Annotated in this window: 10 protein-coding genes; 4 read left to right on the top strand and 6 right to left on the bottom strand. The window is 69.5% G+C overall.

The features are described 5' to 3' along the window. Positions 1-5 precede the first annotated feature (5 nt). The 5 genes from FVA80_RS09030 to FVA80_RS09005 form a co-directional block, all read right to left on the bottom strand. Entirely contained in the window at positions 6-2,411 is a 2,406-nt protein-coding gene (locus FVA80_RS09030; RefSeq protein WP_147908168.1) for a glycosyltransferase, read from the bottom strand. Between the two features lie 47 nt (positions 2,412-2,458). Continuing rightward, positions 2,459-2,875 (bottom strand): hypothetical protein, encoded by a 417-nt coding sequence (locus tag FVA80_RS09025; RefSeq protein ID WP_147908169.1) that lies wholly within the window; start codon positions 2,873-2,875, stop codon positions 2,459-2,461. A 276-nt stretch (positions 2,876-3,151) separates the two neighbouring features. After that, on the bottom strand, positions 3,152-3,826 hold the full coding sequence (locus FVA80_RS09020) for a DedA family protein (RefSeq protein ID WP_147908170.1): 675 nt from the start codon (positions 3,824-3,826) through the stop codon (positions 3,152-3,154). Between the two features lie 133 nt (positions 3,827-3,959). Then, positions 3,960-4,994, bottom strand: coding sequence for an NAD-dependent epimerase/dehydratase family protein (locus tag FVA80_RS09015; RefSeq protein ID WP_147908171.1), 1,035 nt, complete (start codon positions 4,992-4,994; stop codon positions 3,960-3,962). Continuing rightward, positions 4,991-7,636 (bottom strand): glycosyltransferase family 61 protein, encoded by a 2,646-nt coding sequence (locus tag FVA80_RS09005; RefSeq protein WP_246692326.1) that lies wholly within the window; start codon positions 7,634-7,636, stop codon positions 4,991-4,993. The genes FVA80_RS09015 and FVA80_RS09005 overlap by 4 nt, the downstream gene beginning before the upstream one ends. 313 nt (positions 7,637-7,949) lie before the next feature. Here FVA80_RS09005 and FVA80_RS09000 point away from each other — a divergent pair, with 313 nt between their 5' ends. The 4 genes from FVA80_RS09000 (at position 7,950) to FVA80_RS08985 (ending at position 13,437) form a co-directional block, all read left to right on the top strand. Beyond that, positions 7,950-8,609, top strand: coding sequence for an acetyltransferase (locus FVA80_RS09000; RefSeq protein ID WP_147908172.1), 660 nt, complete (start codon positions 7,950-7,952; stop codon positions 8,607-8,609). Between the two features lie 110 nt (positions 8,610-8,719). Further along, on the top strand, positions 8,720-9,829 hold the full coding sequence (locus FVA80_RS08995) for an aminotransferase class I/II-fold pyridoxal phosphate-dependent enzyme (protein WP_147908173.1): 1,110 nt from the start codon (positions 8,720-8,722) through the stop codon (positions 9,827-9,829). A 38-nt stretch (positions 9,830-9,867) separates the two neighbouring features. Then, on the top strand, positions 9,868-11,640 hold the full coding sequence (locus FVA80_RS08990; protein WP_147908174.1) for a glycosyltransferase family 61 protein: 1,773 nt from the start codon (positions 9,868-9,870) through the stop codon (positions 11,638-11,640). Between the two features lie 27 nt (positions 11,641-11,667). After that, entirely contained in the window at positions 11,668-13,437 is a 1,770-nt protein-coding gene (locus FVA80_RS08985) for a glycosyltransferase family 61 protein (RefSeq protein WP_147908175.1), read from the top strand. A gap of 27 nt (positions 13,438-13,464) precedes the next feature. Here the strand turns inward: FVA80_RS08985 and FVA80_RS08980 are convergent, their stop codons facing one another. After that, entirely contained in the window at positions 13,465-17,157 is a 3,693-nt protein-coding gene (locus FVA80_RS08980) for a rhamnan synthesis F family protein (protein WP_187193633.1), read from the bottom strand. Positions 17,158-17,260: the final 103 nt, after the last annotated feature.

Genomic DNA, 17,260 nt, shown 5'->3' with positions numbered 1-17,260 from the left:
CCGCCTTACCCCTGCCGGTCGGTCCGCTTCACCCGGTGCGTGAAGATGACCGACAGCCAGGGCGACACCTCGTGCTCGACCTCGATCGAGAGCAGCACTTCGAGGTGGAGCGCGTAAGGAAGGGTGAGGCGGAAGCCGCAGCGCGCCTCCTCCATGGTGGTCGGCATGTCGCCCAGCACCGCCGCGATCACGTCGGGCCGGTGCACGTCGACGGGATGGCGCTGGATCTCACCGTCGACCTCGGCGACGAGCGTCGCTTTGGCCCGGCTCGCCGAGACCACCCAGCCGGACAGCACCACCTGCCCGTCCTGGATCTCGGCCCAGACCCGGTCCGGGGGCGTTTCAAGGTTCGCCCGGGCGAAGGGATCCGGCAATTCGCCGTCGAGTTCGGCGATCGTGCAGCCGACCTCGTATTTCTCGAAGCCGCGCCCCTCGCCGAAGATCTGCGCGAACTGCTTCTGGTACTCGGCGATCCGGGCGTTCCTGATGTCCTCGGGCAGGCCCGACCACTGGCCCTTCTCCTGGACCGTGTAGACCGACAGCAGCTCGCGCAGGAACGCGATGCGGCCCTTGTCGGCGACGTAGAGGTTCATCAGCCAGTCGGCCGCCGCCGCATTCTCGTAATACGCCTCCGGCACCCGGCGCAGGGCCTCGGCGCGATAGACGCAGCACGAGAAGTTGGCGGTGAGGGGCGCGTTGGCCAGCACCGGGAAGCTGATCGTGCCGGTGGGGTAGCGGCCCTGCTCGTCGTGCGGCACGTAGGAGCCGGTCGCCGGGTAGTGCAGCAGGACCCAGTTGAAGCACATATCGAGGGCGCGGTCGTTGCGCAGCATGCGCAGCTGCATCGCGATCTTGCGGTCGGACAGCCAGTAATCGTCGGCCTCGCAGAAGGCGATGTAGCGGCCGGTACAAGCCGCGATGCAATCCTGCATGTTGCGCAGCATGCCGAGGTTTTTCGCCCGGGGCCGCACGGTGATCCGCTCCGGATCGCGCGCCCGGTAGGATTCGACGATCTCGGGCGTCCCGTCGGTGGAGCAATCGTCCCCGATCACCACCTGCAGCTTGAACAGGCCGCGCTGGGCCAGAACCCCGTCGAGGCAGCGGCGGATGTAGGCGGCATGGTTGTAGGCGGTGACGATCACGCTGACCGTCAGCTGTTCCTCGAGCCAGGCGCGCAGCGCTGCCGGATCGCCGGAGAGCTCGTCGGGCGCGTCGAGGCCCATGTCGCGCAGGGCCGCCCGGGCGATGTCGGGGTTGGCCTCGATCAGGGCGCCCAGGCTCGGGACATCCTCCTCGTCGAGATAGGCCTCGGCCAGGCGCTGGAAGATCGCCTTCTGCGAGGCTTCGTAGCCCGCGGCGTAGCGGCCGCCGAAATGGCCGCGGAGCGCCCGGAAGAACGCGATCTCGGAATTGCCGAGCTTCTTGTGCCGAGCGAGTTCGGTGGCGTAGGTCGCCCACATCCCGGCCGCGTGCTTGCGGTAAACCGCCATGACCTGGGGCAGGAAGCCGATGCGGCCGACCTCGGCATGCATCAGGTGAACGTACCAATCCCCCGGGGCGATGCCCTCGTCGAGCCGGAACGGCTCTTCGCCGTGGTAGCGCCAGCGATAGAGCACGCTGTTGGTCTGGACGAAGTTGTGCGCGACGAGGTCCGACAGCGACGGCTGCGGGCTCGAATGCTTCGGATAGATCTCCTCGACGCCCGGCATGTCCTCGTAGAGGACGCGCACCGGGTGGAAGCACAGGGTGAATTCCGGGTTCGTCCGCAGGAATTCGACCTGGCGCTGGAGCTTGCTCGAATCGGTCCAGTAATCGTCGCCCTCGCAGATCGCGACGTACTCGCCGCGGGCGCGGGCCGTGAGGTCGGCGAAATTCTTGTTCGGCCCGAGATTCTCAGATCGCAGCACCGCCACGAGGTTGGGATGGCGCGCAGCATACTCCGCGATGATCTCAGCGGTGCCGTCGCTCGACCGGTCGTCGCCGACCAGGAGCTCGAACGGGAAATCCGTGACCTGGCCGAGGATGCTGTCGAGGGTCTGCCGGATGAACCGGGCTTGGTTGTAGGTGATGCACAGGACCGACACGACCGGCCGGTTCCATTCCGGCACCGGCTCGGCCTCAGCGCGCGCGCGGATCCAGGCCGCGAACGGATTGACGAAGGTGCCGTCGAAGCTCTCGTCGGGCTCGGCGGTGAAGTCGGCCCGCGGCTGTCGCCCGAGCCGGGCGCCGTATTTGACGTAGTGCTCCAGCGGCGAGAGGTCGGTCAGGCCGACATCGGGATAGCGCGCCGCGTACCAGATGTGGTCGAACCGGCCGCTGCGATAGATCGTCGAGAAATCGTCCTGCCACGGCTCCAGGGCGGGCGTCGCCGTGCTCGCACCCGGCGCGGCGTCTCCTGCACCGTCCTGCATCGATCAGATTCCTCGAACGCTCGGGACCACGTCCTTCGACCGGCCCCTCAGAGGGTGCCGGGAAGGCGCCCTTCCTCGGAGCCGTGGTTGTAATAATGCCGCGTCGGATCGGCGCCGGCATTCGCGACGTCGTCGTTGCAGGACAGGTAGAAGTGCCGGTCGAACAGCCCGGAGGTCTCGAGCCAGTCGAGCATGGTCTGCTCGGGGACGACCGGCGCCCGATCGGGGCTCGCCGCGGCGGCCTCCCGGTAGAGATGCACGAACTTGGCGATCCGGGCCGCGACCTCCTTGGCGGGGGGCCGGCGCACCGAGGAGGCGACGACGCTCGATGGCTCGCCGGGCCGCCGGCGCTGGAGATCGGCCTCGGCCAGACGCACCAGCCGGGCCATCTCGCCCTGCGCGTCCTTGAGCCTCGCCTGCGTCTCGGCGAGCTCGGCCCGCAGCGCGTCCACGTCCTCGCTCAAGGTCGGCTCCGTCTCAGTCACGACGTCCTGAATGCGTGCATGGGATCATGCGGCGGAATGGCCGGATCAGAGGCGCGATCGGACCGCACGCCGCGTGAGGCGGGGTGATACGATCGGCACCGGAGTCGGTCAACCTTGGGCGCTTCAGCCTGTACGACGATCTGCCGAGGCTCACCGCGCCTCCGGCGCAGGGTGGCGCCGGCGCATCCTCTGCGAAGAGAACGCCGGGCGCAGCCTGGCGTCGGGTGGCTACGCGCGGACCGGGAGTGGCTTTGCCTACCCCGCGACCGCCTGCGGCGCGACCGAGCCCGCGACCAGCGGGCCGGGGATCGCGGCCTCGGCGTCGACCATCAGGCGCGCCTCGTGGCGGCGCATGAACATCCATAGGGCTACGGCGCCCAGCAGCACGAAGGCCAGGAGCGCGAGGCCCACGGGCCCCATGACGTTCTCGATGGAGCGACCGCACAGATACGCGCCGAAGCCCATGATCGAGGCCCAGGCGACGCCGCCGACGGCGTTGAAGAACATGAAGCGGCGGGCATCAAGCTTGTTCACGCCGGCGAGGACCGCCGCGTAGGCGCGCAGCATCGCGGTGAAGCGGCCGAAGAACACGATCTTCCCGCCGTGCCGGCGGAACAGGTACTGGCCGAGCTTGAGCCGGCCGTGGTCGAGGCCGATCATGTGGCCCTTGCGCAGAAGAAGGGGCAGACCCCAGCGGCGGCCGACCCAGTAGCCGGCATTGTCGCCGAGGATCGCGGCGGTCGCGGCGATCGCCACCACGAGGGCGATGCTCAGGTTGCCGGTGCTGCCGGCATAGGCCGCCGAGGTAAGCAGGACCGTCTCGCCCGGCAGCGGCAGGCCGGCGCTCTCCAGGGTGATGATGACGAAGATGGCGATGTAGCCGTAATTGGCGATCAGGTCGGCAATGGGCAGATCGTGCAGGAAGGACATGCGGTCTCCTCGCGGATCGGAGAGCTGCCCTGTCGGCGAGAAACATGGCCGCTCCGGGGCGGAGCGCGAAATACCTGGCCGGGCGACGATCGGCTGTGCCGCCGAGCACGGCGACTCTCGGGCTTTGACGGCCTCAGCGGGCCGGGTTCGACAGCGCGCCGTCCCCGCGCGCCTCCGCCAGATGGGCCCGCATCCAGTCGATCGTACCGGTGAGCCCGTCGCGCAGGGCGACCCGGGGCCGCCAGCCGAGTTCGGACCGAATCAGCGTGGTGTCGAGCACGTTGGCCGGCACGTCGGCCGCGCGGCTCGGCTTGTACACGCAGGGCAGGCGCTCGCGCCCGAAGGCCCGCTCCAGTTCGGCGATGATCTGGTTGACGCTCAGGCCCGCACCGCTGCCGACATTCATCACTTTGTGCGGCCCGTCATACGGGATGGCGGCCAGGAAGGCATCGCTGACATCGTCGATGTGCAGGAAGTCGCGCACGACCTCGCCGGTGCCCCAGACCTCCAGCGGCAGGTCCGCGAGCACGCGGTGGATGTAGCTCCCGATCAAGCCCTGGTGCCTGTTGCCGAGCTGGAACCGGCCATACGGATTGGCGATCCGCAGGATCTGATAATCGATCCCATGGAGATGCCGGTACAGATGCAAGGACTTCTCGATCATCAGCTTGCTGATGCCGTAGGCTGAGATCGGGTCGGTCGGCGCATGTTCCGGAATCGGGATAGCGTGCGGGATCCCGTAGATCGCCCCACCGGAAGACGCGAACACGACCTTCTTGATCCGGGCCGAGCGGCAAATCTCGAGCAGGTGCAGGGTGGCGATCGGCGCGGCCGCGAGCTCCGCGGACGGGTCGCGATTCGAGCTCTCGGGGATCGATCCGGCGATCAGGTGGAAGACGATGTCCTGACGCTCAACCGCGTTGGCGATGGCGAGCCGGTCGGAGAACTGTCCGGTCACCCGGGCGACGCGCCGGTCGAGGACCTCGGCTTGCGGGTGGCTGCGGCTGAAGCAGGTGACCTCGGCGCCGGCTTGCGCGAGGCGGTTACACAGGTTCAGGCCCAGGAAGCCGGCGCCGCCCAGCACGAGGCAGCGGGCCCCCGCGAGGGCCGAAGCGCTGGCTCCGGTTGGATCGATAGGCGCCCCGTCAAATCCTTGGCCGCCGCTCATGGTCGGAGTTCGGCGCTTAGGTGCATCGATGCCGGGGCTGCCGGCGCCTCGGGCCCGGCCGAGTCCGAGTCTCGCGCTTCGATCAGACGCTCGACCAGGGCGAGGGCGGATTGCTCCAGCGCACGACGCGTCGGCTCCAGCGGCGCCTTCCCGTAGGCCCGGGTCGCCGCGTAGGCGGCCGCATAGGCCGCATCCCAGCCGGCAGCGAGGATCGGCGGCCCGGCCTCCTCCAAGGCGTCCCGGACGGTGATCCAGGCGGCCTGCTGGGTGGCATCCCAGGCCGCGGCCCGGACCGCGGAGCCGGTCTGCCGCAGGGTGAGATTGGCGACCGCGGCCCGCTTGCGCGCACGCTTCAGGTGATCGCACAGGGAGGTGAGATCGGCGACGTCGGTGAGTTCGGCCAGGTCGGCCAGCTCGTCCGCCTCGACGTTCAGCTTGGCCAGGCGGAACCAAGCCGGCACGTGGCTGCGCACGAGCCAATCGGCGACCATCGCGATGCGCCGGCGCTCCAAGGCCTCCGAGCCACGCGTGCCGACGAGACTCGGGACCAGCGGGAGGATCAGGCTGTCGCGCTCCGCCTGCGGCAGGCCATCGCTCCAGGTCCGGACGAAGGCGGCGAGGCTGGGCGAGGCGCAGGCGGGCTGATCGGAATGGCGTTCCCCAGCGAGGTAGGCCACCGCCTCCAGGGCGCACAAGCCCTGGTCCGGGCTCGCGTGCGGACCGGCCGCCAGGGTTGTGATGTGTGCCTGGCGCGCGGGATCCACCCGCGCGGGCTCCCCGCGGGCCGGCGACTGAAGCACGCCGTCATCCGGCACGCGGATGGCATGGCTGTCTGGGTCCGAGAGCGTGAAGCCGGCGGGCGTGCCGGACGCGACCTCGTTCTCCAAGGCGGCTACCGCGGCGGCGACCTTCCCCGGGTCGACGGTGTAGCTCACGTGGAAGGCGTGCACGCCCGGGCGGTGGAGGGTCCGGCCGCGCAGGAACAGGATCCGCGCGCCCCCGACCTCGATGTAGCTGGTATAGCCCCGGAAGTTGAAGGCCAGCTCCTCGTGGATGAGGCCGAGGATCCGGCAGCCGGGCCGGCAGAACAGGGCGTTGCTCAGGGCCGAACTCGACGAGCCGACCACCAGGGCGGCCGAGTGGAACGCGTCGACCTGTTCGAGGAACGACATCGTCTCCGGGTAGATCACCTCGAAGCCGAGGGGACGCAGGCGCTCGGCGATCTCGGCCTCGTTCAGCAGCGCCCGCTGGGTGAAGGCCTTGCGCGAGATGAACAGGCGCCGATCGGTCCGGTCCGACAGGACCCCGCGCTCACGCGCGCTCTCGAGGATCCGCTCGCGCACCGCCGCGAAGATATCAGCCGGCCAGACCGCGTCGTAGACCGGCCGCCCGGGCTTCATCTCGAACGGGAAGAACGCCGGCGGGGGCGCCATCCCGAGGAGCCCGAATTCGACGGGCTTGGGCGGCAGCTTGATCACGGGCCGGTCGCGCGTATCGAGCAGGCGCAGGATCTCCTCGTGCGAGCCGGGCATGTGGTCGTCGATGCACAGCGGGATCCCGTCCGGGCAGCGCGGATCGTTGTAGCAGAGCATCCGCGGGACGTACTCGCAGAACCAATGCCCGTAGTTCCGGCTCTGGAGGCCGAACATCATCAGTCCGGCCTCGACCACGTGCGGATCCTCGGGCACTTCCACGAGGGCGCGCGTATCGCCGAACGCGGCCATCATGATCTGGTCCGGATTGAGCCCGTCCTGCAGCAGGATGTCCGGGCGGCGCGGATGCGCGGCCAGATCGTAGACGAGCTTGTCGCCGGCGATGACCACGTTGCTGCGCGGGAACGCGCGGGCTTCCTTCAGAAAGGCGAGGTACTGGGACGGCATTTCGAGTTCGCCCCGCTCGGACAGCAGGGCCGGGGGCGGCTCGAAGAAGCGGAGTTCGGGAGGCGCGATCCTGCGCGCCGGCCGCAGCTCCGTGTACGCGGCGCCCTCGCTCGCCGCGAGCGCCTTGGCCGTGGTGATGTCGTAGGCGGAGAAGGGCCCGGCCGAATAAACGTGACGGGTCTGCTCGTGCAGCGCGATCGCGTCCGCGTAACGCCGATCCGGGAGCAGGGCATCGAGCTGCAGCCGGCGCAGGTTCTTGACCTTGGTGCTCACGGCAAAGCCGTCCGCCGTCGTGATGCCGTCGTCACCGCCGTTCAGCTCGTAGGCCAGCCGATAGCTCTGCGCGCAGGCTTCCGGCTCCCCCCGGCACTCGGCCACCCAACCGAGCCGGAGCAAGGTCGCGACACCGTCGCGGATGGCGGCGGGGTCGCCGCTCTCGCGCAGGCTCTGGACGCGGGCCGTGGCCTCCGCGTAGCGAGCGTGCCCGCAGAGGTCGCGCAGGCGCGCGGTGACGGCGGCCAAAGCCCAGCGCTCGCGCTCGTGCGGGACCAGCGAGCCGATCAGATCGTAGGTGTCGGCGGCGGCGCCGAGCTGGTCGTCGCCCTCGAGCCGGAACGCGAGCGCCTCGAGATGCCGTCGTATCGTGGTGAGGCCGGCCTGATCGTCGACCGGCACGAGCGTGTGCAGCCGCTCGAGGACCTCCGAAGCGTTGTCGCGATTGACCGTCCGGATCAGGTCGATGAACGTCTCCGTCGGCCTCATGTCGGTCTCAACATCCTGCCCGTCCGCGCGCGTCGGCGCGTTCGATCATGCCGCGCGCCCATGGCGGCGGTGTACTGGAACGGAGGCAGCGTGACGAGGCATCCCGGTTTCCGTGAGACTCGAACCAACGATCCACCGCCGCCGCCACGCCGGCCGAGCCCGATGAGCGATCCGAAGCCTCGCCCCTGGAGAGCCCGCGGGGACTCGTGTAGGGCAGGGCTCCCGATAGGCAGGGAACCCCGCGCATGGACGTTCGCCCGAGCGGCAGGCAGCCGCCAGCGCCGAGCCGGAGCCGGTTACGGCAAACGGCGCGATGACGGTCCGCCTCGTCCTCTACGGAGCGGGCGCCCTCGCCCGCGAGATCGTCGATGCCCTGAAGCGCCTGAACGCGCACGAGACCGCGATCGAGCTGCAGGCGAGCATCGTCGATCCCGGCATCGATGCGCCGGAGACCTTCCGCGGAACGCCGGTTGTCCGGGATGTCCGCACATTCGCGGGAGACGACAGCCTCCGCTTCGTCGTGGCCCTCGGCGAGCCCGGTCCCCGGGCCCGGGCGGTGGCGCATCTGCGCGCGGAGATCGGCGCGCGCTTCGCCACGATCATCGATCCCGGGGCGCTGATCGGTGCGAGCAGCCGCATCGGCTCGGGCGCGGTGATCCTCGGCCATTCCTCGATCACGGCGGATGCGCAGATCGGCGACCACGTGCTGGTCAATCCGGGCTGCACCGTCGCCCATGACGACGTGCTGGAGGATTTCGCGACGCTGAGCCCCGGCGTCCACTTGGCCGGGCATGTCCAGGTCGGGGAGGGGGCGTTCCTCGGTACGGGCGCCTGCGTGATCCCGAAGATCCGGATCGGCGCGCATGCCCTGGTCGGGGCCGGGGCCGTGGTGATCCGGAACGTGGCGCCGGGCCAGACGGTGTTCGGCAATCCCGCACGCGCCTTGCCGGCCCGACCACCGCGGCGCGCCTGAGAGGCGGCGGTCGCCGCCTTCCGCGGCCGCACCCAGCCATGTATAGCGGGCGCCGTCACCGGGCGTGCGGATAGGATGGTGGCGACCGACAGCCAGGACGTGTCTCGACGATGATCCCCGTGCTCATTCCCAGCCTGCCGGAGACGGACGCGATCGTCCCGTATCTCCGCCGGATCGATCAGACGCACACCTACAGCAATTACGGGCCGCTCTCGCGCGAATTCACGGCCAAGCTCTGCGCCTTCGTCTCGGAGCGCGCCGATGGTGCGCCGGTCGCCGCGACGATCACCGGCAACGGCACCAGCGCCATCGAGCTCGCCCTGCGCTACCGCATTGCGGGCCGGTCCGGCCGGCTCTGCCTGATGCCCGGCTACACCTTCGTAGCCACCGCGCATGCGGCGGTGAATGTCGGCCTGGAGCCGTTCTTCGCCGACGTGGATCCCGAGACCCTGTCGCTGACGCCCGCCATCGCCGAGCGGGCGCTCGCGATGGCGGAGGGGGATGTCGCGGCCGTCGTGGTGGTCAGCCCGTTCGGGGCGCCGATCGATATCGCCGCCTGGGAGGCGTTCGAAGCGACCCACGGGATCCCGGTGGTGTTCGACGCCGCCGCGGCCACGCTCAACCTGCGCCGGGTCGGCGCGCAGCCGATCTGCGTCAGCCTGCACGCCACCAAGGCGCTCGGGATCGGGGAGGGTGGCGCGATCCTCACCACCGACACAGCCTTGGTGGAGCAGACCACCGCGATGACCGGGTTCGGCTTCACGACGACCAGCCGGGTCTCGGAGGTGCGCGGCGGCAATTACCGGATCTCCGAATACGCAGCCGCCGTCGGCCTTGCGGTGTTCGACGGCCTGGAGGCGCGCATCCGACAGTTGCGCGAGGCGTCCCTGGCCTATGTCGAGGGTTTTGACCGGATCGGGGTGCGGATGCAGCCCGGCTTCGGAGCTCAGTGGCTGACCATGACGGTCAACGCGCTGTTCGAGCCCGCCGCCGCCAAGGCGGTGACGGACGGCTTCGACGCCGCCGGGATCCAGTGGCGGCGCTGGTACGGCACCGGCTGCCAGGCACATCCCGCCTTCGCCACCTGCCGGCACGACGGTCTGGCGCGGACCGAGCATGCCGCCGCCGGCGCCATCGGGCTGCCGTTCTTCCCGGCGATCACCCGGGAGCAGATCGCGGAGGTCTGCGGCTGCGTGGAGCGGGCGCTGGCAGCCCGCTGAGGGGGCTCGCGTATCGCGAAGGGGAACGGTCGGTGACGATGCAGGACGACTTTCGCCAGACCCTGTCGCAGGCCAATCGCGCGAACGGGACCGCCGCCCTCGACACGATCGAATGCGCCCTCGCCTCCGTAGCGGAAGGCCGGGCCGAGACCGCCGCGCAGCACCTCGCGACCCTAGGCTTCCGGTTCCAGGGTGAGGACAGCTTCGATCTGGCCGCCCGCGCCTACGGGCTGGCGGCCCGGACCTCGCGGTCCCACGCTGCTCATTACAATCTGGCCGCCATCCGGACGGGCATCGTCGCTTGCTGCCGCCGGCAGGCCTTCGACGGCGTGGAGAGCCTCCTGGAGGAGCTGCGCCAAGCCAAGGCCGCAGCAGGGGACCGTGGGCCGAACGATCCGTCGCTGGTCCAGATCGCCTGGGATTACGAGCTCGCCGGGGAAGCCGAGAGCGCGGTGCGCTGCTACCTGCTGGCGCGGATCGCGCGGGACATCCTGGGCGGCCCTGCGCTCACGATCGACGGCGACACGCTGGAGCGCAAGATCCGAAACCTGCGCAGCCTGCAGATGACCACGCTGGCCGAAGAGGGGCGGCACGAGGAGGCGCAGGCGCTGCACGAACGCACGCGCACGACCCTCGGGCTCGGGCCGGTGCGGATCTACGACATCGTCTCCGCCCGCCAAGCCGCCGCCGCGGGGGAGGGCGACTATCGCGAGCTTATCGGCCCCCGCCGGATCGCGGAGCCGGAGATCCGCTTCCTCGCAGGCCCAGTGGCGCTGACCTCGACCTGCGGCACCCTGGACGCCCCGCCGCAATACGTCGCCCGGTTCAAGGACTGCCTGACCTTCCCGCGCAGCAACATCGTGCTCCAGGGCAATCGCCTGATCTACGACCTCGCCGCGCACCCGGACAGCGGCGTCGCGGACATCAAGGACGGGAAGAACTCCGATCAGATCATGACGGCCGTCTACGGGGCCGGGCGCGCCCTGGTCGAGGAGCCGGCCGAGGCGCAAACCCTGGATGCCGGCCTGATGATGTTCGGGCTCCAGAGCAAGAACTACGGCCATTGGCTGCTCGAGTTCGTGCCGCGGATGCTGTGCTTTAACGATCCCGCCTGCCCCGCGGGCTTCCCGATCTGCATCGACGACCACATGCCCGAGACGCACCGGCAGATCGTGGAGCTGCTCGACGAGCGCAACAGGCCGATCCTGCCTCTGCCGGCACGGGCTGTCCGCTTCGAGGAACTCGGGGTCGCCCCGGTCCCGACCTTCTTTCCGTTCGACGCGCGTCCGGGCCTGCCGGTCTACGACGCGGTCTGGCCGAAGGATGTCCTGGGAGGCATGCGGCGCGCGGTGCTCGACAAGCTCGCGGCGCGCGGCGTGGACGTGCGTTCCACCGGGCGGCGGATCTTCCTGTCGCGGAAGGGCTTCACGCAGCGCCAGCTCGTCAACGAGACGGAGATCGCCGGCGCCCTGGCGCGCCACGGATTCGAGGTCGTGTATCCGGAGAAGCTGTCGTTCGTCGAGCAGATCGCGCTGTATCACGCGGCCGACGTGATCGTCGGCTCGGCAAGCTCGGCCCTGACCAACTGCATCTTCTGCAACGACAACGCCCGCGTCGTCGCGCTGATCCACGAGAACCGGTCGTTCAACTTCCGCGGCTACACCAGCATGATCGAATCGAGCGGCGCGAAGGTGCTCTTCATTCGCGGCACGACGGTCGCGGGCGAGAACGCGCATCCGTTCCACGCCAATTACACGGTCACACCCGGACAGGTCCTGCGCGGCCTGGAAAGCGTGGGCGTCGGCCCGTAGCTCTCAGGTTCTGGAGACGGGAGCGCCATGCGGCCGACGGCGACCTTCATCGACCTGATCCGGTCGATCGACAGCGGCAATGCCACGACCAAGCTCGAGACGCTGGCCGCCCTGCTCAGCGCGGAGCCGCCCTCAGCGGCGCGCACGGCCGCGACCGTGCGGCACCTTGAGGCCCTTGGATTCCGGCTCGAAGGCGGCGCGCGGTTCGGGGACGCGGCGCGCACCTACGAGCTCGCCGCCTCGATCGACCTGCGGGACCCTCAACGCTGGCGCATGATCGCCGCGACGGCGCGCCTGCGCGACTTCGTCGAGCACGAACGCTGGGACGACGCGGCGGCGTTCATCGCCGAGATCAGGAGCCGCGGAGAGACGGAGGCGGCCCTGCGCGAGGCCGCCAGGACGCTGCTGCAGGTCGGTTGGGATCACGAGTGCCGCGGCCGAGCCGAACCCGCCGTCCAGTGCTACCGCCTGGCTTTCGCGCTCAACAGCGGCGATGCCGGCCTCTCGACCGGGGACGGTCACAGCCTCAGCGCCAAGATCCGGAACCTGCGCATCCTGCAGATGAACGCCTTGGCGGAGGCGGGCCACTACGAAGAGGCCGCGGCTTTGCACGAGAGCACGCGGGCGATCGCCGGTTTCCGCCCCATCGGCATCTACGACATCGTCTCGGCGCGACAGGCCGCCGAGGCCGGGCACGGGCGATATCGCGAGCTGCTAACTGGCCGCACCATCGCCGAGCCCGAGGTGAAATTCCTCGGGGGCTCGATCGCGCTGACCTCCCGGGCGGGATCGCTCAATGCCCCCCCGCAATACGTCGCGCTGTTCAAGGACTGCTTGACCTTCCCGCGTAGCAACGTTGTTCTGCACGGACCGCGCCTGATCTACGATCTGGCGGCCCATCCGCTCAGCGGCCTCGCCGACATCAAGGACGGGGTCAATCCCGGCCAGATCATGCTGGCCGTCTGGGGGCCCGGGCGCGCTCTGGTCGAGGCGCCCGCCGAGATCCAGGAGATCGACGCCGGCCTGATGCTGTTCGGCTTCCAGAGCCGGCAATACGGACACTGGCTGCTCGAATTCGCGCCCCGGATGCTGTGGTTCAACGATCCCACCTGCCCGGCGGGCCTGCCGCTCTGCATCGACGACCAGATGCCGGACTCCCACCGGCAGATCATCGCGTTGATGGACGAGCGCGACCGCCCGGTGCAGGTCCTGCCGCCGGTGGCGACCCGCTTTCGGGAACTGGGCCTCGCCCCGGTGCCGACCTTCTATCCCTTCGACACGCGGCCGGGCCTGCCGACCTACGACGCGATCTGGCCGAATGACGTGCTAGCCGCCATGCGGGGCAAGATCCTTGAGCGGCTCGCCGCGAACGGCGGCGACCTGCGGCGGACGGGGCGGCGGATCCTCCTGTCCCGGCGCGGTTTCACACAGCGTCGGTTGGTCAACGAAGCGGAGATCGCGGACGCCCTGCAGCCTCACGGCTTCGAAGTCATCCAGCCCGAACATTACACCTTCGCCGAGCAGGTCGAGATCTATCACGCGGCCGACATCGTCGTCGGGTCGGCGAGTTCCGCCCTGATCAATTGCCTGTTCTGCCGCCCCGGCGCGAAGGTCATCGCCCTGACCCACGACAACCCGGCCTTCTATTTCCGGGGCTTCACCAGCCTGATCGAGTCGAGTGGGGCGAAACTCCTGTTCGTCCGCGGCCACGCCGTGCAGACGGAGGGGCTTCACCCGATGCACGCGGATTACGCGGCCTCGCCCGCGGCGATCCTGCAAGCGCTCGCCGCATTCTGAGCGGCCCCGGCCGGCAGGCTGCCGCAGCTACACCGCCGCGTAGACCTTGTGGAGCGGGAAGCCGCAGAAATCGTCCTCGACGCCGAGCTTCCTGATCGGTTCCGAGGGCGTCGCGATCTGGCCTTCCATCAGCATGCGCAAGAGTTCCTGCGGTGCCATCAGGGGGATCTCGGCTCGCAGCAGCTCCGGCCCGTAGAGGTCGAGGGTCTCGATCAGGTACTGCTCGGCGCCGGCATGCAGCTCGGCCAAGATGGCGTGCTCCTCCGGCGTCCGCGGATCCGCCTTGAACAGCGGCTCGATCCGATCGCCCGCCGTGTCATAGCCGATCACCTGTCCATGAGCTGCGGTCAGGAAGGCTTCGACGGAGAGGGAGTGGTTCAGCGCGGGCATCGACGCGGTCAAGGTCGCGACGTTCTCGCACAGGCACCCGAAGGCGGACCCGCCCTCCGCCGCGACGGCGTTCGCCTTGTCCAGGGCCGCCAGGTAGAACCCGGTCAACGGCCGGCCGAGCGCCGTCTGCATCATCCGCTGGATCGTGGCCGAGTATCCGACATCGACGACGCCGCAGGCGACATCCGGGTCCAACCCCTCCTGCCGAGCGTAGGCCAGGAGGCGCCGGTGCATGTCCGCGGCATGCGCCGCAATCTCCGGCTCGAGGTCGATCATGATCCGCTCGACGGCCTCGACATCGCCCGGAAGCCGCACCGCGATGCGGTCGAGCTCGCGATGCGCCGGGGCCGTGAACCCGGCCCTGTTCCACAGGAGCCCCTGCACGGAGCCCACGTAGCGTCCGGCCGCCGTCACCAGGTCCGGGCGGAACGCCTTGGCGAGGGCGGCGGCGATCGCCGTCTGCCGGGAGACGTGGAAGTAGCGCCCCTCGGGCAGGTGGTCCCAGCCGTAGCGCTCCCGGATGAGCCGGTAGATCCTGACGAGGACGTCGCCTTCGCGCGCCAGGAAGTACAGCCGCTCGACCCGGGCCAAGCCTTCGTGGCGGATCAGCCAGGACATGAAGACCAGCATCAGCGGTCCGAACACGGCGTACCCGATCTCACGGCTCGAGCCGAGGGACAGGTAGGGGGCGGCGGCTCGACCGAGAAACGGATTTCGGCCCAGCTTGAGCATGGCGTGGCCGACGACCAGATCGGCCGGCCACGTCCGCGCCAGATCGCCCTCGTCCCGCACGAAGCCGCTCTGGGCGAGGATCTTGGCCGGATGGGCGACGTGCAGGTAGGGGATGCGGCGGTCGCAGGCCGCCTGGATATCCGAGTGCTCGTTGTCGCCGACATGCAGCCAGCGGGCGCGCGGCACCGCCTCGGCCTCTTCGACGTGGCGCCACAGGTCGCCCCGGTCCTTGCGCGCGCCCACCGCGTTGGACACGTAGAGGGCGGCGAAACGGTCGGCGATTCCGGCACCGTTGAGGATCGCGCGGATGTCGGCCTCCTCGTAATAGGTGTCCGTCATCAGGACGATCCGTTTGCCGAGCGCGTGCGCCGCTTCGAGGATCGCGATGACCTCCGTGCGCGGGCGCAGGGCGGCGAGGTCGATCCGCTTCTCGAGGGCGTGCGCCCGCGCGACCACGTCGCCCGGGATCGGCCCCGAGGCGGCAAGCTCCGCGTAGATCTCCGACAGGTTGACGTCGCTCTGATGATACTTGCGGGCGCGCACCCGGTTCTCGGCAGCGCGGCGCTCCGCGAACAGCGGGATCGGCCGGCCCGCCTCCGACGAAATCCGATGCTCGACGAGCTTGAGCACCGCATCCGGGCGCCGGGCCGGGCGGCTCACGAGGGTGTCGAACAAGTCGAACGAGACGAGGTCGGCATCGCGCAGCGCCTGAAGCGCCTGGTCCTGAGTGCGGGCGCTGTACTGATGCCAGTTGCGCGCGCTGCTGTTGGTGCGGGCGAGCCCGCTTTCGTAATCGAAGCAGACGGCATCGTAGCCCTGGGATCGGCACACGATGGGGACCACCCGCTCGATGGCATGGGCGAGCGTCCCGTCGGTCTGGCCGTGCTCCTCAGGGAAATCCTGCGGGGTCAATCCGGCGGTCAGGAGCGGGCGCAGGGCGTCGACCCGCGCCCAGAACATGCCGCCCACCGGATAGTCGAGATACTCGTCGAACCCGTCGTAGCGCAGGCCAAGGCGGTCGAGCAGCCCATAGCCCGCGCCGATATTGGCGAGCCAGGTATGCGCCCAATAGACGATGTGCTTGCTGGTCTCCGGGAAGAACAGGCCGATCCGGGGATCCTCGTCCAAGAGGGCCACGGCGAGGCGGGCGCAGGCTCCGTTCGCGAACAGCGCGCGATAGATCTCGTCGCGCCAGCGCGTCTGCTCGGCGCCGCTGAACAGCGACTTCTTGGTGTGGACGTGGAGCACATAATCGTAGCGCAGGATGTCGGGCGCGAACACGGTGACGAGCGGCCCGAAATTGCGCCCGCGATTCTCCACCAGCTCCACGCGGCAGCGGCCGGCGAGCCCGGTGCGCACCGCCGCCGCCTCGAGCGCCGCCTTCTTGTCGGGCTGGTCGGTCGAGACCAGCAGGTCGAACCGGGGAATTCCCCGCACGAGGTGGGGCAGGAGTTCCTCGAACACGTCGACGTAGAAGGCGTGGACGACGACGACGATGCGCGCCGGCGTGCTCTCGCGCAGGACGATGGGTCGGGTCTCGATCCGGTTTGCGCCCGCATCGCGAGCGACGGCGAGGCGGATGGGCCGTCCCTCCGTGCGTCCGCTGACCAGGTAGTGCAGGAACGGGTTCGCGCCGGCTTCGGCGACATCGGCGTTGTTGCCGAGATACCACTCACCGTCGAACAGCGGGCCGGGGTTCATCCCGCTAGCTGCGCCCTCTCGGAGGTAATGGCGTGCGGCTAGGCTCGGCGAGAGGTCAGGCACGTGGATCGCCCGGTACCAATCGGCGTCGAACAGGTCGGAGCCCTCGACCCGCGCCAGCGCCTCCGGATCGGCAAACGGACAGATCGGCCGGCCCTCGGTGCGCCCATCGTTCAGGTAGTGGAGGAGGGGGTTCTGGCCCGCGTCCGCCACGTCGGTGTTGGTCTTGAGGTACCATGGCCCGTCAAACAGGGGGCCGGGGCTCAAGCCCCGCGCGGCGCCCTCTTGCAGGTAGTGCCGTGCGGCGTGGCCCGGCACCACGCCGGGGGCCTGCGTCGCGCTGTACCACTCCGCGTCGAACAGATTCGAGCCCGCGATCCGCGCAAACGCTTCCGGGTCGGCGACCGGGCAGGTCAACCGACCTTCCGCACTTCCGCTATCGAGGTAGTGCAGCAAGGGGTTCAAGCCCGCGGCGGCGACATCGGGGTTGTTCCGGAGGTACCACGGCCCATCGAACAGCGGACCGGGGCTCAGGCCCCGCGCGCCACCCTCCTGCAGGTAGTGCCGCGCGGCTTGGTCCGGTGCCACGCCGGGCGCTTGGGTTACCCGGTACCATGCCGCATCGAACAATTCGGAGGCAGCGATCCGCGCGACCGCTTCCAGGTCGGCGACCGGGCAGATCGGACGTCCTTCCGCGCGCCCGCTGTCCAGGTAGTGAAGTAGCGGATTCAAGCCCGCCACGGCGACATCGGGATTGGTGGCGAGGTACCAGGGCCCGTCGAACAATGGGCTGGGGCTCAGCCCACGCGCGGCGCCCTCCTGCAGGTAGTGCCGTGCAACCTGATCCGAGCGAAGGCCCGGGACTTGGGTCGCACGATACCACGCCGCGTCGAACAACTCCGAACTCGCAAGCCTTCGCTCGGCGTCACGGTGGCGAATAACACCAAGGAGATCGTGCAGCACCCAGCGGAGCGCGTTACGGCGGCCCATATCAAAACTT

Origin of the sequence: Methylobacterium sp. WL1 (assembly GCF_008000895.1) — a bacterium.
Lineage (GTDB): Bacteria > Pseudomonadota > Alphaproteobacteria > Rhizobiales > Beijerinckiaceae > Methylobacterium.
This window is presented reverse-complemented; position numbering and strand designations above follow the sequence as displayed.